The organism is Duganella sp. SG902 (assembly GCF_013376005.1).
Classification (GTDB): Bacteria; Pseudomonadota; Gammaproteobacteria; order Burkholderiales; family Burkholderiaceae_D; genus Rugamonas.
The window spans coordinates 34,147-58,510 of record NZ_JABMJK010000007.1 but is presented as its reverse complement, the minus strand read 5'-3'; the positions used below and the strand labels follow the sequence as shown (position 1 = coordinate 58,510).

At 56.6% G+C, this 24,364-nt stretch carries 16 protein-coding genes and 1 pseudogene; 7 read left to right on the top strand and 10 right to left on the bottom strand.

Going from position 1 to position 24,364, the window contains the following annotated elements; genetic code table 11:
- Nucleotides 1-34: 34 nt before the first annotated feature.
- Nucleotides 35-1,456, top strand: a complete 1,422-nt coding sequence (locus FHW83_RS16570; RefSeq protein WP_176647456.1) for a hypothetical protein — start codon at nucleotides 35-37, stop codon at nucleotides 1,454-1,456.
- 124 nt (nucleotides 1,457-1,580) lie between these two features.
- Here the strand turns inward: FHW83_RS16570 and FHW83_RS16565 are convergent, their stop codons facing one another.
- The 5 genes from FHW83_RS16565 to imuA all read right to left on the bottom strand — a co-directional run bounded on the left by FHW83_RS16565 (nucleotide 1,581) and on the right by imuA (nucleotide 9,044).
- Nucleotides 1,581-2,363 carry a hypothetical protein gene (locus FHW83_RS16565; RefSeq protein WP_176647455.1) on the bottom strand — a complete coding sequence of 261 codons (783 nt, stop codon included), beginning with the start codon at nucleotides 2,361-2,363 and terminating at the stop codon, nucleotides 1,581-1,583.
- Nucleotides 2,364-2,745: 382 nt separating this feature from the next.
- Nucleotides 2,746-3,570, bottom strand: coding sequence for an SOS response-associated peptidase family protein (locus tag FHW83_RS16560; protein ID WP_176647454.1), 825 nt, complete (start codon nucleotides 3,568-3,570; stop codon nucleotides 2,746-2,748).
- A 157-nt stretch (nucleotides 3,571-3,727) separates the two neighbouring features.
- Nucleotides 3,728-6,892: an error-prone DNA polymerase gene (locus FHW83_RS16555; protein WP_176647453.1), complete on the bottom strand. Its 3,165-nt coding sequence runs from the start codon at nucleotides 6,890-6,892 to the stop codon at nucleotides 3,728-3,730.
- A gap of 3 nt (nucleotides 6,893-6,895) precedes the next feature.
- Nucleotides 6,896-8,368: a DNA polymerase Y family protein gene (locus FHW83_RS16550; protein WP_176647452.1), complete on the bottom strand. Its 1,473-nt coding sequence runs from the start codon at nucleotides 8,366-8,368 to the stop codon at nucleotides 6,896-6,898.
- A complete protein-coding gene (gene imuA, locus FHW83_RS16545; protein WP_176647451.1) occupies nucleotides 8,301-9,044 on the bottom strand; it encodes a translesion DNA synthesis-associated protein ImuA in 744 nt (247 codons plus the stop codon). The genes FHW83_RS16550 and imuA overlap by 68 nt, the downstream gene beginning before the upstream one ends.
- Before the next feature lie 580 nt (nucleotides 9,045-9,624).
- Here imuA and FHW83_RS16540 point away from each other — a divergent pair.
- Together FHW83_RS16540 and FHW83_RS16535 are read left to right on the top strand one after the other, a co-directional pair.
- A complete protein-coding gene (locus FHW83_RS16540) occupies nucleotides 9,625-10,326 on the top strand; it encodes a DUF1349 domain-containing protein (protein WP_176647450.1) in 702 nt (233 codons plus the stop codon).
- 140 nt (nucleotides 10,327-10,466) lie between these two features.
- A complete protein-coding gene (locus FHW83_RS16535; RefSeq protein ID WP_176647449.1) occupies nucleotides 10,467-10,748 on the top strand; it encodes a hypothetical protein in 282 nt (93 codons plus the stop codon).
- Between the two features lie 191 nt (nucleotides 10,749-10,939).
- Here FHW83_RS16535 and FHW83_RS16530 read toward each other — a convergent pair whose 3' ends face one another.
- A complete protein-coding gene (locus tag FHW83_RS16530; protein WP_176647448.1) occupies nucleotides 10,940-11,182 on the bottom strand; it encodes a hypothetical protein in 243 nt (80 codons plus the stop codon).
- 21 nt (nucleotides 11,183-11,203) lie between these two features.
- The gene (locus tag FHW83_RS16525; protein ID WP_176647410.1) at nucleotides 11,204-11,347 is read right to left on the bottom strand and encodes a hypothetical protein; all 144 of its coding nucleotides are present in this window, start codon (nucleotides 11,345-11,347) and stop codon (nucleotides 11,204-11,206) included.
- Nucleotides 11,348-11,350: 3 nt separating this feature from the next.
- On the opposite strand from FHW83_RS16525, the pseudogene FHW83_RS30780 reads away from it, so the two are divergent.
- Nucleotides 11,351-11,659, top strand: a pseudogene (locus FHW83_RS30780) (integrase core domain-containing protein); the annotation flags it as partial.
- A 180-nt stretch (nucleotides 11,660-11,839) separates the two neighbouring features.
- On the opposite strand, the gene FHW83_RS31345 reads toward FHW83_RS30780, so the two are convergent.
- Nucleotides 11,840-17,485 carry a calcium-binding protein gene (locus tag FHW83_RS31345; RefSeq protein WP_176647447.1) on the bottom strand — a complete coding sequence of 1,882 codons (5,646 nt, stop codon included), beginning with the start codon at nucleotides 17,483-17,485 and terminating at the stop codon, nucleotides 11,840-11,842.
- A 31-nt stretch (nucleotides 17,486-17,516) separates the two neighbouring features.
- Complete coding sequence (locus tag FHW83_RS16510; protein ID WP_176647446.1) at nucleotides 17,517-18,041, bottom strand: hypothetical protein; 525 nt, start codon at nucleotides 18,039-18,041, stop codon at nucleotides 17,517-17,519.
- Between the two features lie 542 nt (nucleotides 18,042-18,583).
- On the opposite strand from FHW83_RS16510, the gene FHW83_RS16505 reads away from it, so the two are divergent.
- The 3 genes from FHW83_RS16505 (at nucleotide 18,584) to FHW83_RS16495 (ending at nucleotide 23,968) form a co-directional block, all read left to right on the top strand.
- A complete protein-coding gene (locus FHW83_RS16505; RefSeq protein ID WP_176647445.1) occupies nucleotides 18,584-21,103 on the top strand; it encodes a hypothetical protein in 2,520 nt (839 codons plus the stop codon).
- Nucleotides 21,104-21,110: 7 nt separating this feature from the next.
- Nucleotides 21,111-22,142 carry a ComEC/Rec2 family competence protein gene (locus tag FHW83_RS16500; protein WP_176647444.1) on the top strand — a complete coding sequence of 344 codons (1,032 nt, stop codon included), beginning with the start codon at nucleotides 21,111-21,113 and terminating at the stop codon, nucleotides 22,140-22,142.
- Nucleotides 22,143-22,246: 104 nt separating this feature from the next.
- Nucleotides 22,247-23,968 carry a patatin-like phospholipase family protein gene (locus FHW83_RS16495; RefSeq protein ID WP_176647443.1) on the top strand — a complete coding sequence of 574 codons (1,722 nt, stop codon included), beginning with the start codon at nucleotides 22,247-22,249 and terminating at the stop codon, nucleotides 23,966-23,968.
- A gap of 119 nt (nucleotides 23,969-24,087) precedes the next feature.
- On the opposite strand, the gene FHW83_RS16490 is transcribed toward FHW83_RS16495, so the two are convergent.
- On the bottom strand, nucleotides 24,088-24,363 hold the full coding sequence (locus FHW83_RS16490; protein ID WP_176647442.1) for a hypothetical protein: 276 nt from the start codon (nucleotides 24,361-24,363) through the stop codon (nucleotides 24,088-24,090).
- Nucleotide 24,364: the final 1 nt, after the last annotated feature.

Here is a 24,364-nt window from a genome sequence, read left to right as displayed (position 1 = left end):
TGATAGTTAATCTAAGATGCGCTGGAGAAGCTCGGTGAGTACCTCGTTTGAATACTGGTTCATCAAAAACGGCAAGCAAATCCCGAAGCGAAATCCCAAAAAAACAAAACCACTAGCATATATACAGCGTCATTTCTCCAAACTGGCCCTTCACTGCCCGCCTGCTTATGGCCCCTTTGCGCCGACCGTGTGCATTAGTCAAAAGCTGCTCTTCAAGGCGGCGTTGTGCGCTGGGTATGGACCGAAAGGCAAATGGCCTAGCCTTTTCAAAATTCTTCCGGCAGAACGCGTCATATTACTCAATGCGCTAACCTCTAATTTCAGGTCGGTTGAATGTTTTATCCAGTTTTCAAGCGGGAAGATCTCGCTTCATAGTGCTTATCGTTTGCTGGATCCGACAGTGGTCGGCCAATATTCCTACGACATCGGGTCGATGGCTGCCTACATAGCAATGGATACCTGGTTGGACTCGGCAGGTGCTAAAATCGAAGTCTGTCTGCACACCACAGTATTCCAGGACAGCATGATTTCGGTCGTGGCTGGAAAGGTAGGACTGAAGATCGGGCGCTCCCTGCCGGATTACGTGGTGAAAGACAACACCAATCAGTGGCATGCGCTGGAGGCGAAGGGAGGCAGCGAACGGTGGTCGAAGGTGTATGACGGCCTTCAACAATTGAGAAACACTGCCAACATTTCAACTTCGGTCGGCGCTCCACCGGTCGCTTTTGCCAGCATGCTTTGTACGCACGCCCGGGTCGACGCAGGGCAAGAAATCGATATCGTCGTGGTCGACCCACCGGGCGATAACAACAGGCGGCCGGATAAGTGGATTGTTATCCTACCGCAAATGGTTGAACTATTGGGTGTGCTTGAATCGATAAGCCGCTTTCGTTCCCTTCAAGGCGTTGAGAGGCCATACCATCTCCCAGAAAGCGTCTCGAGTCAACTATTCAGACAGTTCGAATGCTCCTACTCAAATGTATCAATGGACTTGCGTCTATTGATTCCACGCGCGTTGTTGAAAATCGAAATAACCTTGATGGAAACCACGACGTTGGTATCGGCATTGGTCGGCGCGATGCAGGTATTCGCCGACGGGGAAGCGGCAGACCGAAAACCCACGTTCCGTTCACGCGCAGTCGAACTTCTTAAGCAACACCAGCAAGGCATACTGAGCGCCTTCAGGCGGAGCCGAAGCAGAATGCGTTTGGCGCACGCGTTCCTCATATCCGATCAATCCGAAAAAACGGACAACGTCGAGTACGGTTTGCACGTCATCGATACTCTGCTTGGCGATTGGTATGCAAGAGCGGTCTTACAGACCGCGCGCGAAAATATAGAACTGTCAGAAAGATTGTTTAGAGTTCTACAGGAATCCGATCCAGTTAAGCTCCCTGGTGGACTCGTATGTTTATCCGCCGCCCGCTGGGAGCGGAATCCGTTCGGCACAACTTAAGAGATTTTCTGGAAGACATCTTAATAATTACGGCAATGCGCTTCCAAGCAATTGCATACCCTTGCTTTAACGCGCACAGCGGCAGATTGCTCAAGCGCGTTCATCTTTGCAAGAGCTTTCCTGACTAACGACGTAGTCGCATTCGCTCGTAAGACTCGTTAGCAAAATCTTCCATTTTCTTTTTCTCGGCCTCCTGTTTCGCAATAATTTCGTCGTAGAGGGGAGCGTAAGTTATCCATTTTGTTTGATACCGATCCCTACACCAGGAAACACCGCAAATATAAAAAAGAATCCCTACTATAAAGATTGCAGCCAAAACGAAAGCGTCGATGCTTAGATATTGAGAGAAAATTAGAAGCGTAGAGCCTTTCTCAGGCGTGCTAAGATAGAATCCGCTTGCAATCATCACCAAGACCCGGAACGCTGCTCGTTCCATTTTGATTTTTTCGCCCTCAATCTTTATTTGAGTGTTCTCCCAGTTCTCGTAAACACTTCTTGCATAGCTGCTCTGCGTACGATCGGCGTGCTCTTTCAGCTCATAATAGGTAACCTGATTTCGCCAACGCTTAAAATCATCTCTATTTCTAACATAGAGATATAGAAACTGATAATACAGGAACCTGACTACGTAGCCGACCAAACCGCCTAGTACCGGAATGACTGCTGAAACGATAACTGAGTAGGCCAGCCCTGAAGCCAGCAGCAGCGGCAATTCGCCAGTGAAATTAAATTGCCCCCAAGGGTAGCTCCACAGATTCTCATGTTTTACCAGTAAGAGGACACAATCTATAAATAGCGTTAAGGCTACGATTTGTAGCATCCAGTGAAAATCGCTGGCTTTTTCCTTCAAGCCAAGAGCCTTATCAAAGGATTGCCTACCTCCACTGTTAGCCAATTCTTCCGCCATGGACTTCCTTTCAGATATGTTCGCCCAACAGGCGCTTGTGAAAATTCTATTGTTTGCTATCAGAAATTCTAGGGCGTCTATGCCGAATGAGTAATCTGTTGTTTGTTGCCTACCCTAGCCGAGAACGGCCTGCTTGTTTTTTTGCACGACCGCAGCTTTGCCCGCGTCGAGCGATTCCTTGGTGAAGCAATTCGAAGCCACCCATCAGGTTATCCATAAAAAGCATACGGTACCACAAGCCCTATCTGCCGGCGGGGGGTACGATGCTTATCGCTGTGGTCGGCAGCCGGTGGCTCCGGCGGAACACGAGCGCTCGGGCGGGAACTCCGGTCATCGCATGGTCGGATTGGTCGGATCTCCGACGCGGCTGCGCGAGGCTGTTTCAGTCGCCAAACAAACGACCCTGCGGCGCTTCCAATTGCGGGGTGCGGGCGGCTGGCAACTCCTCTTCCAACATCCCATCGCGCTCGACCGATTGCCCTCGGCTTAGCCTCGGTGCGGCGCTGGCGCGTAGCTCCTCCGGGCGAAAAAGCTCGATCAGCGCGCGCCCGAACTCCGGTTCGTTGGAACCGAGCCAGTCATCATAATGCTCTGGCCGCAGGATCGCGAGGCCCCGCTTCTCCTTGCCTGGACGGTGGAAGCGGTTAAGCAGCGGGTGGTCGTCGGCATTGAGCGTGAAATGCGTGAAGGTATGGGTGGCGGCCCCCTCCTCGTCATGCCAGGAGCGCCACAGGCCCGGCATCCCGAACGGTTCCGCGCTGGCCAGCTCGATGCGCCAGCGCTCATGCGCACCGCTTTCCCAGTTCGGTTCAAACACAGCCATGGCCGGCACGATGCACAACTGCTGCTGGAGCCAGAAGCGCTTGTAATTGACCTTGCTGCCGACATCCTCGGCTCGCGAGTTCATGGTATCCATCGCGATGCGCGGCGGTTCGGGCGACGGCTTGCCTTGGGCGCGCGAGCGCTCCAGCGCGCGCTCGTATCTCAGCCGCTCCTCCTCGGTCAGCTTCTTGAACGGTCGACGCCGCTGCGGCACGAAGCCGTAGCCGCCCAGCAAGCCCTTGCGGCGCCCGTCCTCGTCATGGATGATGAACGGCGCCAGATAGTCGCAGTGGATTTCCTCGCGCCAGTCCTCGTTGACTTCGATGGGCGTCTTGAACCAGTCAAAACACATTTGCCGGCTGACGGTGACATAATTGACGCACATTGTTCCCCTCCCGATTGAGCCTTTGTCTACCGACAGCTTATACCAATCGCGCGGGTCACCATGACTGCCCGCCCCCAGCCGTGAGCGCCAACGCCTCCCGCAAGATGGGATGCCCGCCGCTGAGCGGATACGCCAACCTCGGCGTACGCGCCATATGCTAGTGGAAGTCGCGGCTGCGCGTATCGAGCTCGCCCAGCAGATGACTGAGATCCACCAGGCGCTTCGCCACCAGGTGGCGCACGCCGCTGTCCGATTGCCAGATCCCGTAGACGCCCAGCAGCTGCGCGTTAAACACCTCGCTGCGGAACTGCTCCACCAGCGTCGGCCAGCAGATCACATTCACGGTGCCGGCCTCGTCCTCCAGCGTGATGAACACCACGCCCTTCGCCGTGCCGGGCCGCTGGCGCACCGTGACGATGCCGCAGCCGCGCGCCAGTTGCCGGTCCGCGAACGTGGCCAGCACGTCGCTGGGCACGAAGCGCATCGCGCTCAGGCGCGGGCGCAGGAAGGTCAGCGGGTGGCTGCGCAGCGTCAGGCCGAGGTGCTTGTAGTCGGTCGCGACGCTGGCCGCTTCGCTGGGCGCGGCCAGCGCGACCGGCGCCTCGCTGACCGGCGCCGGCCGCAGCAGCCCCTTGTCGGGCACGCTGGCCCTGGCCTGCCACATCGCCTGGCGCCGGTTGCCGGACAAGCAGCGCAGCGCGTCGGCGCGCGCCAGCGCGTTCATGTCGCCGACGTCAAGCGCGGCCCTTGCGGCAAGGTCCGCGGCGCTGGTGAACGGCGCCACCGCGCGCGCCTCCTCGATGCGCCACGCCGCCTCCCGCGCCATGCCCCGGATGGTGTTGAGGCCGAGCCTGACGGCCGGCTGCGCCGCGTCGCCCTCCTCCAGTGTCGCCTCCCACTGGCTGGCGCATACATCCACCGGAAGCACCGCGACGCCATGACGTTGCGCATCCTGCACCAGCGCCGAGGGGCTGTAGAAGCCCAGCGGCTGGCTGTTCAGCAGGCCGGCCAGAAACGCCGCCGGCTCGTGCCGTTTCAGCCAGCACGAGGCATAGGCGATCAGCGCGAACGAATGGGAGTGGGACTCGGGAAAGCCGTAGGCCGCGAAACCCTTCAGCTGGCTGATGATGTTGTTGGCGAACGCCTCGTCATAGCCGCGCTTCCGCATGCCGGACAACAGGTCGTCCTCGAACTGCGCCAGGTCGCCCTTGCGCTGCCAGGCCGCCATCGCGCGCCGCAACGCGTCCGCCTTGCCGGCCGAGAAACCGGCCGCCACCATCGCGATCGACATCACCTGCTCCTGGAAGATCGGCACCCCCAGCGTGCGCTCCAGCACGCCTTGAATCTCCGGGCTCGGATAGGTCACCGGCTCGAGGCCCTGGCGGCGCCGGATATAGGGCTGGATCATGCCGCCCTGGATCGGACCGGGGCGGATGATGGCGATCTCGATCACGAGGTCATAGAAGGTGCGCGGCTGCATGCGCGGCAGCATCGACATCTGCGCCCGCGATTCGATCTGAAACACGCCCACGGTGTCGGCCTCGCAGATCATCTGGTAAGTCTCAGGATCCTCGGCCGGGATGTCGCCCAGTTCGAAGCGCGTCCCGCGCCGCGCCGACACCAGGTCCAGCGTGCGCCGTATGCATGACAACATGCCCAGCGCCAGCAGGTCGATCTTCAGCAGGCCGACCGCGTCCAGGTCGTTCTTGTCCCACTGCACCACCGTGCGGTCGGCCATCGCCGCGTTCTCGATCGGCACCAGCCGCGACAGCTTGGTGTGCGAGATGACGAAGCCCCCGGGATGCTGCGACAGATGGCGCGGCATCCCGATCAGCGCGTTGGCCAGGTCGCCCCACTTTTCGGCGATCGGGGCGTCGGGATCGAAGCCGCACTGCAGCAGGCGCTGGCGCAGATCCGCGTGGCCGCCCCAGGAATTCTGCGCCTTGGCCACCTTGTCGACGATGGCAAGATCCACTCCCAGCGCCTTACCGACATCGCGCAACACCGACTTGGGACGGTACGACGTCACCACCGCCGTCAGCGCCGCGCGCATGCGGCCATATTTGCGGTACACATACTGCAGCACCTCCTCGCGCCGCTGGTGCTCGAAATCGATGTCGATGTCGGGCGGCTCATTGCGCTCGCGCGACATGAAGCGCTCGAACAGCAGCGTGCCGCGCGAGGGATCGACCTCGGTCACGCCCAGGCAGTAGCAGACCGCGCTGTTGGCCGCCGAGCCGCGCCCCTGGCAAAGGATGTGCTGCGCGCGCGCGTAGCGCACGATATCGAACACGGTTAAAAAATATGCCTCGTAGCGCAGCTCGGCGATGATCGCCAGTTCGTACTCGAGCTGCGCCTGCACATTGGCCGGTATGCCCTGCGGGTAGCGCCAATGGGCGCCGAGGTAGGCTTCCTTGCGCAGATAGCTGGCCGGGGTCTCGCCCTCGGGCACCAGCTCGTGCGGATATTCGTAGCGCAGTTCATCGAGCGAGAAGCTGCATAACTGCGCCACCCGCACGGTTTCGGCCAGCGCTTGCGCCGGATACAGATTGCCGAGCCGCAGGCGCGACCGCAGGTGCTGCTCGGCGTTGGGCGGCAACTTGTAGCCGCATGCCGCCACCGGCATCCGGTGCCGGATGGCGGTCATGGTGTCGTGCAGCGGTTTGCAGGAACGCACGTGCATCGCGACCTCGCCGGTGGCCACCACCGGCAGGCTGAACTCTTCCGAAATATCGGCCACCAGCTGGCGGTGCGGGCGGTCCTTGTTACGCAGATGCAGCGTCAGCGCGATGCGCGCGCGCCCCGGCGCCAACCGCACCAGCCACGCCGCCTGGCGCGCGACCTCCGCATGGTCGGCGCCGTAGCGCGGCGCCAGGATGAACTGGCAGTCTGGCAGGCCGCGCAGATGCACCAGGTCGCCGACCGGCGTGGCGATGTCGCGTGGCCGGATCAGATAGCTGCCCTTCTCGGACTGCATGCGGCCGACGGTCACCAGTTCGCTCAGGTTGCCATAGCCATTCTTGTTCATGGCGATGATGATGAGCCGGAATGGCGGACTGCCGTCCTCCGGCGTCACCAGCAGCTGGCTGCCGATCAACAGCGGCAGACCCAGCTCCTTGGCGACCAGATGCGCGCGCACCACGCCGGCCAGCGAACATTCATCCGTGATCGCCAGCGCCTTGTAGCCGAGGAAATAGGCGCGCTCGACCAGCTCCTCGGGCGCGGAGGCGCCGCGCAGGAACGAGAAGTTGCTATGGCACTGCAATTCGGCGTAGTCGGGCAGCGCCGCCGGGCCTGCTGCCGTGTCGGGGACGGTGCCCATGATTCAGGCGAACAGCCCGTGCAAATACCACCGCGCCTCATCGCTGACGCGCTCGCGGTAGATCCAGTAGCAGGTGGCATTGCTGGCCTGCGCGATGTAGTAATCACGCGCCGCCGTCTGATCATTCCACCAGCCGGCCTCCAGCCGCTCCGGGCCTTCGATCAGCAGCAGCGGACTGACATAAAATGGCCGCTGCTCGCGGATCAGCAGCTTGATCGGCTTGGGCAGCAGCCAGAACGGCCTGCCGTCGAGGATCTCCTCGAGTTGCGAGCGCGCGCGCTTGGCGCCGGCCGGCACCCAGGCGTTGCACACCTCCGGCCGGTAATCCGCGGCGTCGGCCAGCACCAGCACATGCTCCGGGCCGAGGCGCGCGCTCAGCAGTTCAAGCAGGCGCGCGTACTCCCGCGGCGTACCGCCCGGCTCGGGAAACAGGCTGTCGGTCGGCGGCAGCATGGCCTCCACCGCCAGCACCTCCAGCCGCAGCGCGATCACCGGGCGCTCCAACACCACCTTGGCCAGGCGCTCCTTGAGCAGACGGATCAGGTGGTCCTCGTGCCAGGTCGGCTCGGCCAAGGCGACCTCGATCGCGGTCGGCGCCACGGCGGCCCGCCCCCTTTCGTGCTCCAGCAGCAGGCTAAATGTGCGCACCGCCTGCTGCAGTGACACCAGCCAGCCGACCAGCTGCGCCAGCAGGCTTTTCGCGCCATGCAACAGCGCCTCGGCCTGTTCCACCCGGTCGAAGGTTTCCACCCGCGCGCTGAACGTCAGCGCCGGCGTGATCCACTCGTGCAGCTCGGGCGCCTCGCCGTAGGCACGGTCCAGCACCGCCAACAGCTCCTTGCTGGTGCGCCTTAGCAGACCCGCGCGCGGCAGCCGACGCAGCGCGCCTATCCGCTGGGCGCCGATGTCCCGCAACCAGTCGTGAAATGGCGCCGCCGCCGGCACCAGCCCGCACGGCAGCTGGTCCAGCCGCCGCCCCAGCAGCGGCATCGACAGCACGCGACGCCGCAGGGGCACGCCCTTGACGCGGGGACTGTGGGCCAGCAACCAAGCCGCCGTCGCCGTGGGCGCGGCCCCCAGCACGGCGGTGTAGCCAAGGGCGGCGATGCTGTGCAGCACCCTGGCGCTCAGCGCGCGCGGCCCCTTGAACAGCGTCAGGCTGGCGCTGACGTCCAGCAGGACTGAAAAATCCGCTTGCAGGCAGACCTCCGGGGTGTACTGCATCAGCGCGGTCGCGACCGCGGCCATCGCGCCCTCCTCCTTTTCGGGCGCGCGCTGGAGCAACTGGGTGTCGGGCGACACCGCCGCGACGCCGCCGGCGCGCATGCCGGTCCGCACGCCGTCGCCCGCCGTCGCTTGCGACATCGCCAGCACCGCCCCGCCATCGACCACCGCGAATCGCCCCGGCTCAGACCAGCGCGGGCGCAGCGCTTCGAGCGGGAGCAGCGGCAGGTGCACGCTTAACAGGAGTTTCATGACTAGGCACTGGTTGCGGCCTGACCGGCATGTCGGCCAGGGGAACAAAGATGGGCGCGTCGCAGGCCGGCCCGCGTCGCTTGATGAGGTCGGCGACGATGCCGCCCATCGCCGGCCGCAGCGCGACCCGTAGCGGCGCCACCGACGGATCGGCGGCTGCGGCCAACGGCCGCACCAGCCACAGCAAGGTATCGGTGGCCTGCGCCGCCAGGTGCAGCCGGCGCAGCGCCTCCGGCCGGACATGCGTTTGCCACAGGACCAGCGCGCCGCACGAGCCGTTCTTGAGGATCTGCTCCGCCGCCCACAGGGCGTCGGCCGAACTTTGCGGCTTCAGCCACAGCAGATTCTGCGCGTTGAAACGCCAAGCGCGGCAAGCCATCGCGTGCGGCAGATACGGCGGCTGCACCAACACCACGCGCTGCCGCGCGGACAGCGCGGCGAGGCACGGCTTCAGTAGCTGCATCTCGCCGATGCCGTGCTGTTCGACCAGCAGTTCCACCAGTGACGAGCGCGGCCAGCCACGGTTGGGCAATTCCGCATCGAGCACCGCGTGGCCGGTCGTGACCGTGACGGCGCGCGACACGGCGAGCTCGCTGGCCCGCCAGACATTGCTGCGCATGACTTGCGTCATGGCGGCCTGCGCGGCGTCGGTGAGAGGAAGTGGTGTGGTTAACATGACGAAATATACTGGATGAATATACAGTGTTTTGTCGCAGTATAGTCGTCGCGCGCGCCACGGGCAAGTGGATTTCATTGCATAGGAACAAAATTTGCGGGGGCCGCTCGCGGCAATCCACCCTACGAGGCGAAGTATCTATCCCATGTTGATGTCGTCAACATGCGATGTTATTAATTGATTCACGCTTGGAGAAACATACGCCCCTGCTCGTAATGGCCACACCCGCTCTGTATTCGCGGGTAAATATAAGTTCCTCAGTCAGGGCACATTGGCGCGCCCCCTTCGGCCGGCCCCATGGTCTTGTTTCGTCAGCGACTGCGCCCGCTTTTTTCAAAACCCGCCCGCTGGAGCGCACGGACAGCGGCACGGCATGACTTGAATGGCCCAGGTGGCCGGGGTTGGCGTGCGCGGCGTGGCCGGCAGCGGCGCTGGCCGGCTGCCAGCACGTAAAAATGCCTTAAAATTGACAAACAAACACGACACCACTGACCAGCACGCCGGCCAGCTCGTGATGTCGGTTACCCTGGACCGGAACACACAACCCGGCGCCGGCGCCCCAACCAAGGAAGACATCGTCATGTTTCAAAACAAAAAAATCAAACAAATCACGCTGAGCGCCGTTGCCATGGCGGCGGCGCTGATGGCGGCGCAGGGCCGCGCGAGCGAAGCCACGCTCAAGGACGGCAAGCTGGCGATCGACACGCTGCCGTTCGCGCTCGAGTCGCAGCTCGATCTGGGCGCAGCCAGCGTAAAGGACAAAGCGCTGGTGTTGCAGGCCAACAAGGGAACCGACTTGTACGCCAACCCTGACGGCACCGAGATCGCCGACAAAACACCACGCGTGCTGTTCCAGCCGACCGGCGACTTCATCTTTTCGGCCAAGGTCACGGCCGGCGTCAACCATCCCTTCAACGGCGGCGCGCTGATCGTCTACAACGATAAATCCAACTGGGCCAAGCTGTTGTTCGAATTTTCCAAGACCGGCGCGGCGAGCATCTCCACCACCGTGGCCAAGGGCGCCGGCGACGACGCCCACCATGGCGTGCGGCCGGGCGACGCGGTCTACCTGAAGGTGCTGCGGCGCAAGGACATGTTCGTGTTTTACACCTCGCCCGACGGTAGCACCTGGAGCATGGTGCGCAACTTCAGCCTGCCCGGCGCGGCCACCGCGAAGGTGGGATTCTCGTCGCAATCACCGGCCAGTGACGGCTTCAGCGCGCAGTTCTCCGACGTCAAGTTCAGGAACGCGACATTCAAGGACTTCTGGCAGGGCGAGTAGGCGGGCGGACATGGACGCGGTAACGCTTGCTCCGCCGGACGTATTGTCGCAAAACAAGGTAACTATCGACATACTCGCCTTGTAATTGCCGCGCCGCCCTCTAAACTCCGTAGGATCAATACGCCAAGTTCGGAGCAGCTATGATCCAAGTGGATGATGACACGCGCGCCGCGCTATTCGGCGCCGGCGTGCTTGAAATCGATGAAAACGGCAAAACCGTGTTCAGGGGCCTCACCGCCCCTGAGACGCGGTTCGTCCTGGATTTCAAGGAGTTCGACCTGTGGGGCGACCGAGAGAAAACCCAGCTCTTCCGCGAGCTGCTTGCGAAGTTCCACACGGCGCGTGACCGTTCGATGCAAAACGTGGAGAAGCTGACGAATGAACGGCTGATGAAGCTCCGCACCCCGCCGCAAACGCATTAACGTTTCGTCGCCGCCCTGCGGTCTCGTCCGTTGCAGCAACTTCGGGACCAACGCAGGCGCAGCGAATCGACCACAGGCGCAGTAAGGCACGGCCCACGTGGTCCGTTCTCATCCCTCGCTGGATCGGCCCGGCACATCAGCCGATCACCATGCACACGGTCACCGGTTGCGCCGGTGAGGCGTGAACCTTCTTACTCGGCCGGCGTGAAATCAACGTAGAACTGGTCGCCAGCCTTGAACTTGCCCAGCAGCGCTGGATTATTCACGGTCACGGTCAGTTCAGCCGACGGCGTCCAGCGAGTGAAGTTGTCGTCTTCGTCGCTCCAGTCGACGGGATTGCCACCGGATTCGCACACAGCGCGCAGGGAGAGGCGCTCGCTGGTGATGAAGTTTTCGACGCTGCTCAATTGCATCTTGGCGCGCATGGTGGTCATGGCGATCTCCTTGGTTGGGCGCTACCAGCGGGCCGGCTTACGATGCGCGGCAGCGACGATGTCGCGCGCAGCGGCCATGTCGCCCTGCATCGAGAGCAGCGCCATACAAATCCGCACCAAGCGAATGCGGGCGCGGTAGCCGGCGTAGGTCGGTGCGGTTTCCATAGTACCGAGTTCCGTGGCAGGCCGGAGTCGCACAAGTACCAGCTCTACCTGGCCCTCAACGACATCGAGCACACCAAACCAAAGTTCGGTATCCACAGACGAATGGCATCTGCGAGCGCTTCCACGAGACGATCCTGCGAGAGTTCTACCGGAATGCATTCCATCGCAATTTCTCACAGCATCTAAGAGCTTCAACGTGACCTCGACGACTGGATCGCCCACTACGACAATGAGCGCACGCATCAGGGCAAAATGTGCTGCAGACGGACGCCGACGCAAACCCTAATCACCACATTGAACGACCGAATCTGACCCGACAGTCGCAGGCTTCAAACCGGGCACCTGTCAGGTCAAGTTGCAATCACTACAAATAAGGATAATGCGAGGATACAACAATAAATTAGGTGATTCCGCTATTTCACTAATTAATAATAAATTAGCGAATTCCCAATTTAACGCAGTCGCATACCGGATTTTTTTGATCCATGCCTATCACAAAAGTATTTGATAATCGGCACCAAACTGGGAACTACTTAATAGCTCGGACAAGCCGGTTAATCCCACCAATTGGGAATCCCCTCCAACAGCATACTGATATGCAATGTTACCTCCGAGCGCTTTGTCATTGAAAGCATCAACCTGCGCCAGGCGAAGGGAGTCGAGCATATTCCACGCTGTACCACCGCCAGACGCATTAGCGGCGTCAAACGCGGAAACAACGCTTGCAAAGTTGAAAATCTGAATTTTTTTATTAAGCAAACTGTCTGCTGAAGTACTTGAATATCCAGAGGCATCATCCAATATTACTTGAAGCTTATCAATGTATTGACGACCACTTCCGGCATACCAGTCAACGAATTCTAAGCCCTCACCACTTCCAGTCAAAAGCACGAGATTCTCACCATTTCGCGCAAGGGAAATTTTCTCATAGGAAATTCCTGTACCTAAGGAAACGGTAGCGCCTGGAGAAAGTACGGTCAACAGGTCTTTACCATCGCCGCTATTGAACGCTATTACATCATTACCAGCTTCGCTTGTAATCGTGTCATTACCCCGCCCGCCGGATATGAATTGGTTGGCAGAGCCAGACCGGATGGTATCATCTTCTCCCCCCCCCAAGATGACTGCACTGCCGAAGGCGACTTTGATAATGTCAGCACCGTCGCCCCCTAAAACTGTGTTAGCCTGATAGCCAGACAGCGTGATCGTATCATTTCCCGTCCCACCATCTACAACAGTACTACGACCGTAACCATAGCTAAGAACGTCATCCCCAGCACCGCCCAACATGGTATCGTTTGAACCCGAAAGAACCGTTATTTGATCATTTTCACTCCCCCCGTCAAGCAGCGAAAAATCAGTCGTGTAAGAATAAAGCCGATCCTCCCCCTCTTGCCCATAAATATGATTGGAGGTGCCGTCAGCAGTGATTCTATCCGAACCCGTCTCACCGAAAATCGCGTTATCGCGCCCTCCGTAGATGCGGAATACATCATCGCCGACGTTACCATGCACGACACCCAGCACTGAATCGTATAGCTCAACAGAGTCATTGCCGTCATCACCATTAATGGTGCCATTGGTGAGCGATCCCTCGAAGGTATCGTTCCCATTGCCTCCGGCCAATATGTTGTTTGACCCACCATATAGGGTGATCCGGTCGTTCCCATCACCGCCCGACAGACTGTTCGATTGACCCTCTTGAGCCTCTATATAATCATCACCGCTGCCGCCATCCAGCACATTATTGTCGCCTGATAAAAGCCGAATAAAATCATTTCCACCTCCACCATTCAGCGAGTTAGAATTCCCGTGACCGAGCACCAAGGAGTCGTCCTCAGCATCCCCGCCAATCAGGGCATGACTGGCCTCTCCTAGATACACGCTGTCACGATCATCCCCGCCAAAAATTCTGGCATTATTACCGGACTCCAGGTAAATATTGTCGTTACCCTCATCGCCGTAGATGACAACATTGTCGATACCTTGTATGGAGTCATCCCCCCCTAGCGCATGGATTTCTTGCGACGCGAAGACGATGATAGTGTCGGCGTTTTCGGTCACGTCAGGAAGAGGAAGAAGTGGGATAATGTTATCAGCGATCCACTCAGTTCCATCCGAGAAAACAATTAGCCCAGGTACTGGGGCCGCGTCGCGGAAGTATCCTCCAATAGTTAGGGAGTCTGTATTGCTATTTTTAAAGCTAATGATTAAATCTCCATGATCTACAGAGAAAAGCAGATCTTGTGACGTAACCCCTTCTCCCAGCAATACCCGATCACGTCCCTGTCCACCCGCGTTCCAGCCCGAAATCGAATCACGCCCCAAGCCCGGCGCGAAAACGAATGTATTTGTACCGCTTCCTCCAACATAGAGATCATTTCCAGTGCCGCCTAAGAACAAATCCTCGCCTCCACCACCGATCAGCGTATCGTCCCCGGCCAAGCCTTGAAGTGTTTCGTCCTGTGTCGAACCCTGAATAATGTCGTTAGCATCTGTTGGAATGTTCAGCCACGCCTTTAGCTGCTCAGCGGTCCAAATCGTTCCATCGCCGAATTCGATTGTTGTCACCCGATCGTACCCGTCTCCATTGCCATCGGATCCAAACCACGAGTCCAGCTCGACAGCATCAAACGCGCCCGCAACGCTGAGGCGCAAGCTGTAAAGATCTCGACTGAGATGGATTTCTGAAGCTGTAATGGAAGAGTCAAACCGGAGAACATCAGCGGCCCCCGTCGCTTGAGTGCGAATACTGTCGATCCCATCACCTTTCCCAAACACATAGACATCGGCGCCCGCCCCCCCATCCAGGGTATCATCACCTCTACCGCCGATGATCGTGTCGTCCCCTGCATGGCCAGACAGGTTGTCATTCCCCATCCCACCGGAGAGGGTTTCTGTTCCGCCCTCTCCGTTGATCACGTCATCATGAGCGGTCCCCTCAACCGATCGTGAAAGCAGGAGTCCATTTTTTGCGTAATACTCGGCTACCTTGAGGTCTTCTTTAGTCTGCCATTTCGACACATAGCTGCCATCGGGACTATAAAGATCATTTCCTATTTCGCCTGTGCTGCGTTCCCAGTGGCTGCTCAGCAACTGTTCTCCAGCGCCAAATTCATCAACTCGCAGTTCGCCATCCGCTTTAACGATAGTAGCTTGCCGACTTCCATCAGCTCGGAAAATATTCGAGCCGTGGGAGTTTTCGACGCTGTTGCTCCACCGATCCGCAACCTTGAATCCAGTGGTATCGTACAGCGATGTCACAATCAGTCCATTGTTGTCATCCGCTCTGATCGACACGCCACCGTCGTTTAAATGAATAACGGCGTAATCGTGACTCCCTGAGCTCGTTTGTGTAGTCCAATAGTCTTTATAGATATCGCCGTCATGGTTGTACAGAGTCTTGATGCTGTCACTCTCGCCGTTCGAAACGAACTTCTCATAGCTACCGTCAGTTTGGTAGGTAAAACTTTCAAGTACTTCACCCCGTTCGGAATACTTGGTACTGCCATGTCTACCATCAGCGAGCACCCAACTATCGCTTTCCTTAAGAAAGTCGGCGTTAAAGTGGGCTGCAACGTGACTACCTGCTGATATAACCGTCGTGACGTAGCTTCCATCTTTGTTAAAAATAGTCGAACTCGAGGCCGACGTATCGGAAACACTAGAACTGATAATCGCACCTGCTGCATCGAGCTTAACGCTCAAACTACCGGCGATCGATTCAGATGGGTGAACAAAACTATTTTTCGCAGCGGTATATCGCGCGCTCTCAGCACTGACGTCGTTACTCACGTATTCAGTACTGCCATCGGCAAAAGTCGTAAACCCTAAATTGGAGTTTCCTACAATGGTACCGTGTGATCCATCGGGCTTACTCCAATCGGTACGAATAAGCTCTTTTGTTCTGCTATAGTATGCGGTCTTCTCACTTCCATCTCCGGCCGTCGTTGTAATCTTATACTTTCCGTCAGGGCTATCATATGTTTGCACTATATGATTTCCGTCTGCTGTTTGGTACGAAATAACATGGGCACCACCGGAGTTTTTGAACATTTCCGTGGTCACGACTACACCATCGCGCGTAACGACGGTCTTCAAAATTTGTCCCGATGGCGAATACACGGTTCCGGACTCTGGCGCGGGTATTGTGAACCACTGATCGTAAATTTTCAGCGTTCCCGGCGCATAAGCTGCGTTATAACGCTCATCTATCCCGAAGAACTTGGAATCAGCCGTCTGTTCGCCGGAACTGACAGAATATTCAGGGCCGTCAAGATAGTGAAAGGTGATCGTCCAAGATCCATCTGGTCGGATGACTTGGGTTACATCGGTATAAGTATACCAATAGATGTAGTACGCCTTATGAGAAATTGGACTTCCGTCGGCAAAATAGTAATAACCAATTGCATCCTCCTTATCTTTTGTCAAAGAGTAATGCATCGGGCCAGAAACGGCATAATCGTACTTTATATTAATAGTTTCAATACCGGAAACGTCAATTGTCTGTGTTACCGTACTAGGCGGAGATTCAAAATTACGGCTCTCGTAGACCCCGGAGCCGTCACTGTGTACTACATACTTCATGCCGAGCGACGGAACTAGCAATACAGAGGAGCCATCATAATAATATTGTGAGCTTGTGTAGGCTTGACCCGACGGCGTCGCCCGTACTTCAGCGTAAAAAACGCCGTCGATATTATGGGAAAAGGAAACTGTTCCATAAATTGGGTCATTTACCCTGGTAAATCTCTCCCCCACCACCTGCTTATCATCATCAAAAACTTGGAAAATCTCTGTATTTTCAAATATTCCAACACGATGATAATAATCATCATATAATTCGATATGCGCACCATTCTTTAGTGTCATGGACGCAGCTTTCCTTGCGTCGATCTCAATATTTTCCCCGGTAGCGTTAATTATTGCTCCAGGCATTGCAATTATTTTGGACGGGTTACCGCTAGTTAAGGCACCACTGACCGTGCCAATTCCAACGCCGGCCTCTGTGGAAACCTGAGCTGTACTAATAAAATTAACCGTCGCGCCATCGTACACGATTACTTCTATGCCAGTGCCTGTCAGCGTGGCCGTCGCACCCGGGAGCAAAATTACCTTCTGATCAGTAAGATTCAAATTATTGCCATCTCCACCAAGCACAATTGTCCCTTGATAATCCACAAAGTAGGTGCCCCCGTTGGAATGTGCAACAGGGATCCCAACAACGGTGGACTGTCGTGGTAAAGAAGTATTGTCCTCAGGAATATTCCAAGGTGGCAGCACAACCTGACCAGGACCAAGGGTCGATTCTGAATGCACCGATAATGCGTCGCCTTGATACAGACGATTAGCAGCGACATCTGCAATCGAAAGACCTGTACCCTTGAAAAAACTTGTATATGCTTCCAGGTACTTTGCACCCAGGCCTAAATCATAAAATCCGCCTAAATCCCCATGATTGCCCACCGCGTGAAGTATATTCGCATTTGGATCCTGGTAGTCCGCCGCACGAAAGGCTGAACGGTATTCATCATCTGCGCGGATGACTGTTAAGTTTTCCACCGAATCCGGAAAGTCCTTATTCCCGTTAATTCCGGTTAACACCGGATCGATAATCAACGCTGCGGAAACAACACCCTTTTGGCCAGGAGGGATCAGTTCACGACCATCGACTGTTACCAGTCCCTTTTCATACAACATCTGCGAAAATATTGCCGCGGAACCGCCACCACGACTGAAACTGGTTATCATGGTCTCGAGATTGCCATTTTCATGGGTTTTCAACCACGCGTCAGCAAGCATGGCGAATTGATTATAAGCCACTTGCGCCGTTTTGATAATTTGATCAGTCGGGATTGCAGAACTTCCGGCATCTGTTCCAGGGGTACCCACGCCAGCGTAATAGGCCGCTTTGAGATTACCATTCGTCAGTTCCGCCGTCTTTACCTGTTTGTATAATTGCTGAACTGAGGTAGTCTGCTTGGTACCCGAAACAATTGGATCCTCCGAGTTGTTGGTGCCGTCGAAGGCAGCGAAGAATACGAATGTGTTTGAGTCAACAGACATGTGAGACGCTGTTGAGATAATTCGCGCCTGGTTTTCTACGACCGCAGCTTCCTCTGCGTTTAAGGTTTTCACGACTGCACTCATCTCTAGCCCTTGTGATTGTTTAATGCAATGGATAAATTACCGAACAAACAAATTTTCTAAACACGGGCGCACTGCAGTCTTCGACATTGTCCCCATGTGGTTTATAGGTAACCACGTATACGAAAATTTCCGCATCTTTGATATAAAAGTAGATGTGTTTATCATCCATGTCACTTGGGAGACTCCGACGCAAATCAATCAGGCGTGAGTAGATTTCATTGTTAGATTTGGATTTCCATTTCACAAAGAGGAATTCTCCAACAGGGAAATTGCCGTACACAATCGCACTCTGAGGAATTTTTCCCGAGGCATACGCATCCGCATCAGGTTGCGTGGGCATTCCGCGGTAAACTCCATATTGATAATCTAGAATCTCAAGTCCAGAGTTTTCGTTGGCGAGCCCAAATTCAAAACCATGGTTGACTGATTTAGCAACGCAGACCCCCCACGGCAAAATCAGCAACAGCCCGATGATTTTCAGGCAGTTTCGGATGGTTAATCCGCATTGTGCGCTTATTTTTTTCAGAGAATGACTAATCAGCATGTATGGCTTTCATTGCGTTCAAAATCCTAGGTCCGACAAGAAGGGCTGAGCCACGGTACCCGATGCACGAGTTTACACATAGCAACTTTTCCTAATTATGCATGAATTATCCTGGCAGAAACTCACATATAGTCACACGGACGATGCAGTCGCGAGCATCGCCGGGCAGCTGACCTGCACTGTGATTCACCTGCGGTGTATGCTAGCTCACCATTGGCTATGGAGAACCGGCGAGCAGGGGCCGTGCTATCCACGCCGAAGCGGAATGCTAGCGATTCGATAGCGCATCTTCGATGCCTACTGGGTTCTGCCTGGGTTGAGTGTAATCAGTAGACTGGTGAAAGGCAGAGCTTCCAAACAGGCGGCCAAATCACTCCGATGTTCAATCACGAAGGCTTGGCTGGCATATCGTCAGCTACCTACACTGCGCCAAACATAAAATTCCGTGTGGAAATTAGAGAGAATTAGTGGGCTCACTTATGCGTACAATCACATGACCAACAACTAATGGCGCAACCCAACCTTTGAGCGCGCCGCGGAATATGGCTGATCCCCTCGTTGATAACGGCGAATCATCAGAACAGTGGCTACGGGTCGGCCTTGGTTTTCTGCTTCCGTTAAGGGATTGGAATTGGTGGCACCACCCTGAAATTATTGCTGAGTTGTTAATCGGTAGCGCGACGGCAAAGCGTTTAAGCACGTGGGGAGGTGGCCAGCAATTAATGCAACCAACCCGCTGGCTGGACCGCGCAAGGTCGGCGCAAATCATACGCGCGACAAAAGCGCTTGCACGCGCCAATCTTGCGCTCACGGTCCAACTCAATCGCGAGCTATGGACTTGGGCGAATCCTGAAGAGTTGGCTTCCTTGCGCTCCGATATCGCCGCGCTTTTTCCGGATAGCATCCAGTTCTTCATGTGGCCAAAGGACCGCAAGCCACGGCGCTTATACCCGACTCGTAGTCAATATGGGCAATTAGTGGTCAGCGGCAGCGAAGCAACCCGTCAAGTGGCCGCCGGCTTCCTCCAAGCGCTTCCCAATAGCGATTGGTCGGAACAGCTTACGCCCACCGACATAGTGATTGCCTCCGCCGAAGATGCGTCACGATATCCGTCAGTCGACCTCGTGATTCTCGTGCAGACATCAAATGAAGCGGCCCTATCCACGCTGGACAAATTCCGATCGAATGGCGCGCGGTGTGTGATACACGCGGTTGGTGAAATGCCCGAGGTACAGCGATGGTTGCAGGTGTTTGCCGATCGTTGGCAATATATGGCCACCAGTGACGCAGTCTACGACGCCAATATCGCCTCAGGCCAGGTAGCGGAAATCGTGGCGGCGAACACCACGTTCCTGAAGAAGTCGATCGACATATTGCGGTATGCAGCCGAGGGAAACCATGCATCCGGCTTCGTCGCGCGGAAGTCTGTCAAGGGGATTGCAAACAGCTCCGAGGAAACGCTGCTGCTGAAGAGTTTTATCGATCCTCCACCAAAGTTACACTCCGACATCCCCGCCGCACGCGTGCTCGACGCATCGGTGCTGCACGACGGTCACCAGACCACACGGCTGCCGAAGGACGGCAATGTTGTCATCAATCTCAAAATTCGATACCGGACCCTATTCGACGACACGCGCCCCAGCTTCCCCGTCCACCGGATACAGTGGGACCGCCCGACCAAACCCTTACAGGTTTACATGGTCGCCGTCGGGCGCCCTCTCGCCCGCGCAGAATTCGAGCTTCCGCAACGGGGCGAGTCTTCGGCCGCGAAGTTCGAATTCGCCGTGCTCAGCGAACAAGTGGATATACGTTTCATCGTTGCTGACGGCGCTCGCATCGTACAGACCGCACGGTTGAAGGGCACCCCTGGCGATTTATTTGAATTCAGCGTGGAAAGCGCCAGCGATAACCTGGAACGCGATAAGCAACCGTTTGAGTTCGCTTTGCTGGTGAATGATAGCTTGGGCGGAAGGCCAAGTGCGACCGCCCTCGACGCTCAAGGCATTTCCCTGACGATGCTGGACAATGCAGAAATCAGCGCCGCCAGAGAAAGCCTATTGTCCCAAATTGGTTTCTTGGTCAAGAATCCGTCCATTCAGCCAGATGCGACCTTTTATGATCTGGCGAACGCCGGTAAGCGCATGTTGGACGGCTTACGCGGCTACATACCAAATTGGCCGGAAAACCTGGGCCGCGTACAACTGACCACACAGTCGAACGCTTATTTTCCATTGGAATTCTTCTATCAAGGAAGAATCCCTCGTAACCGAAAAGCGCCACTTTGTCCTGAGCGGGCATCCTGCTTTGCTGCAGGCGAAGCGCGCGCACCTTGCTCGATCAGGCAGGAAAACCAAAAACTCTGTCCGATGGGTTTTATTGGCGTGACCGCCATCATCGAGCGTCAAACCTGGACGCCCGGATTGTCCGCGTTGCCATGGCTCAGTGCAGCGAAAGATTTTGATCAAAGACACAAAATCGCGTCGCTCGACAAAGCGGCGTTTGCGGCATCAAGAAAGGCAGAGAGTTTCCTAGCGCAAAACCAGGTAGCCGGTATGCCCACGGTGACGTTGAATGACGTGGCGAAGGAAGTTGCTCCGCTGATCGAGGACTGGGACGCATGGGAGGCCGCCATCCAATCCAATCCCTCGCTGTTGGCCCTGATACCGCATATCGATAAAGACCATCTCTATATCGGCCAGGGCGATAGCTTGTCGTTTGGTGCGATGGAGATTGAACACATAGGTTCGGGCAAGCCGGTCGTGATCGCCATGGGCTGCAGTTCGGCTCTATCCCCTGTTGCGTTGGCCAGTCTCCCTTCCACCTTCCTCAGGCTTGGCGCATCCGCGGTCATCGCAGCCTTGACGGAACTGCTGGGACGGCACGCGACCATCGTCACATTAGAAATGGTGAAAATCCTGAGGGACGCAACGAAGGCCACCAACGCCACCACGATAGGTGATGTCATTAGCACAACACGGCGAGAAATGCTGTCAAAAAATCTGGCGATCGGTCTGGTGCTGGTTGCTTTCGGCGATGCAGATTTTATCTTAGGCGGAAAGTGAGGCCCCAATGTTCGAGATTACCGCGATACAAGCAAATCAAGGCGATGCGCTGTTGCTAAGTTATGGCGCGGCGGACCAGCTGCGGCATATTCTGATCGATGGAGGCATGGCTGAAAGCGTCGACAACGTGCTCGCCGTGTTGAAAGCAGCACGCAAGAATGGAACGTTACGACTAGAGGTCTTGGTGGTGACCCACTACGATCTTGATCATATCGAAGGCATCATTGCGCTATTGCAGCAAAAGCCCGACTGGCTGGAAATCGGTGACGTTTGGTTTAACGGAAAAAAACATCTGCAGCCGGTCGATGTGCTGGGACACGCAGAAGGTGAAACCCTTACGCAGCTCATAGAAGAGGGAAATCTGCCGTGGAACCACGCCTTTGGTGGCGCCTGCATCTCCAGCGACTGGCTCGATCCGATCGATTTGCCGGGCGGGATGACCGCGTGGATACTCTCACCCGACGAAAAGCGACTTCAAAATCTGGCCAACGAATGGGTGGGACCAACCCCACCAGCAGATGACGAAGTCGAGCAAGCGCCTGATCTACTGGGCAAAAACGATGCGTGGCCGATCGATACCAACGCCAATTACCCCGACGAGAATTTTAGAGCGGATAGCGCCACACCCAACGGCAGCAGCATCGCGATCATGTTTGAATACGATAATCAAAAAGCTTTGCTGACAGGCGATGCGTTTGCAAACGTGGTCGCCGACGGTCTTGAGAAACATTGGGAACTCCCAGTGAACGTCAACGTCCTAAAGGTCTCACACCACGGCAGCAAGGGAAACACCAATCCCCGCCTGCTACAAAGCATCGATTGCTCCCGCTTCCTGATCAGCACCAGCGGTGCGCAACACAAGCACCCCGACCAAGCGTTGATTGCCAAGATCATGAGGTCATGTCCCGGCGCAGAGTTCATTTTCAACTATGCCCAACCACAGACCACGGGATGGCAGAACGCACCCGCGGACTGGCCGCCACACAAGCTCACCTTCCCGGTAGTCGGCAAACCGTACGTAAAGGTAAAGCTTCCGTAATGCTCCTTCTATACGCCTGTGGTAGTTAAGCCTACGCCTGAACAAAAGCGGCAGCGAGCAAACAGAAGGTGACGCCACGTTATCGCGCATAAAGTAAAAATTCAATGACCAAAACATTTCGGTACGCCACCTTCATTCCGGCTGCGTTGTTGCTCTCCTTCGTAGCGAGCTGCGGGATCTTACCAAGGAGTTCCGATTCCGCCGTTGTCAATGTTCCTGCAAGCGACTCAACGCAACCTGTAAAACGCGCTATGTTCCCGCATCCCGAGAGTTGCGTGATCGCGCTCAAGGATTCACCCTGCCTACACCCAATGTTTATCGGCGTCGCGGTGTCTGGCGGGGGATCCCGCGCAGCCAATTTTGGCTTGGGTGTATTAATGCAATTGCAGAACCTGGGAATCTATGGAGACGTGACAGCTATTTCGTCTGTTTCGGGAGGGTCGCTGGCAGCAGCAAGTTTTGCCATCGCACCGCCAGCTAACGAAATGCAATTTGACCAGCGCTCTGCGGTATTTCGAACTGACTTTCTGCAAACCTGGCTACTAGACTCGGCTAAGCCGAACAACCTGATCGCCAGCATGGCGAGCGGGCGAAACGCCACCCACTCGCTTGCCGACGTATTTGATCAGAAGATATTTAACGGTACCCGATTCGGACAACTCGGCGCACCCGAGACAGGCGCACCAGTCCTGCTGATCAATGCCTCCCTGTTACATCCGGTGCCGTCCTCTCGACCGCTCACAACGAGGGGACTCAATAGTCCGTCTGACCAACTGCAAGGATTTACCTTCACTCAGGAAGCATTTAACGAGTTAGGGTCCGACTTGGGAAAAATGCGGATCGCCGACGCGGTCGCGACGTCCGGCGCTTACCCTGGCTTATTCCACGGCATGACATTGCAACACTTCTATAGCGAGGACTATGGAATTCCACGCAGTAAGTACTTGCATTTATCAGATGGCGGAACATCGGACAACCTGGGCGTCGATGCACTGCTCCACGCATACGGCGAGACATTGTTTGCTATCCAGGACGTGTCGTGCCTGCTCGTTGTCGTCGATGCCCATGTCACCGACCCCATGGATCGCAGCTCGGCAGTTGCCGACATACGCACCTCCCCTGTCGACTACATCGTCAGCCCATCGTTTGCGAAGGCATTCGATTTGCTGCTCGACCGCCGACGCGAAGATCAGTTGCGGGGCATCGGCATTGAGCTTGCAAGTGATCATCCCAAGCGGTTCGCAGGGGAGGTACAGATTCCACTTAGAAATCAAGCGTTCTGGGGCGACGGCCGATCAGCCTCGCGCGGCCGCAGCATGGCCGAAGGTCGCGAGATGCGTCTCGTGGGAGGCACCGAGGTCACCGTCGGGCGCTGCGCCGTCTGGCATGTTGCGCTCGATAGGCTACTTGAGTTAACCAAGGATGGTACGCGACGCCAGCGCGGCACGTTCCGGCACCAGCAAGAGCCGTCGCGCTACACAGATGCTGATACGAGAGACAAGAAACTGGTTGATCTTGAGCGATTCGTCAATACGATTCAGACCAACTATAAGCTAAAAATAAACGGCAAGTGTTCACCCAAAACCATTCAAGACGCGTTGTTTAGCGCAGCGTATCAACTGACAGTCGCTGACGGGGATTCTTTGAATTCCCTGAAGCAGTGGCTCCGGCAACACCACCGTCCACAGCTTGCAAACAATATCGACCAAGCTCTAGCATGGTATAGCGAGCAGGGCGACGTACTCTCGGTGGAGACGCCGACCTACCATATCGAAGCCGCCACCAGCGCTTCTGCCATCTCTGATTCCTTGGTCTGCGATGACTAGCCGGAAATGACCAGTCGCAACTCGAATCTGGTCTGTCAATTCGAGTTCGACAAGGCCACATTGAGTTGCATTGCAGCGTTCGCCAACAAAGCGCAACAACATACCGATAAGGGCGACCATCAGTGCAACCAAGGATAAAGCAGCGTGTAGGCCAGGCCAAACACCAGGGGCACCAGTATCAACAAACCGATCAGCCCCAGCACGCATGCCGCAAAGGCGCGCAATGCCCACTCTCCGGCCTCCACGCAAACCCGTCCTGCCTTCAGCGGCAAGACCAGCATCCAGCCAAGAACGCCCAGCACCGCCAGCAGCACCGCGGCGAGCAAGCACCACGCACGAAGGACGGCCGACCACTTGCCGTTAAACGCTTCCTGCCTGTGCAATCGATCCATCATG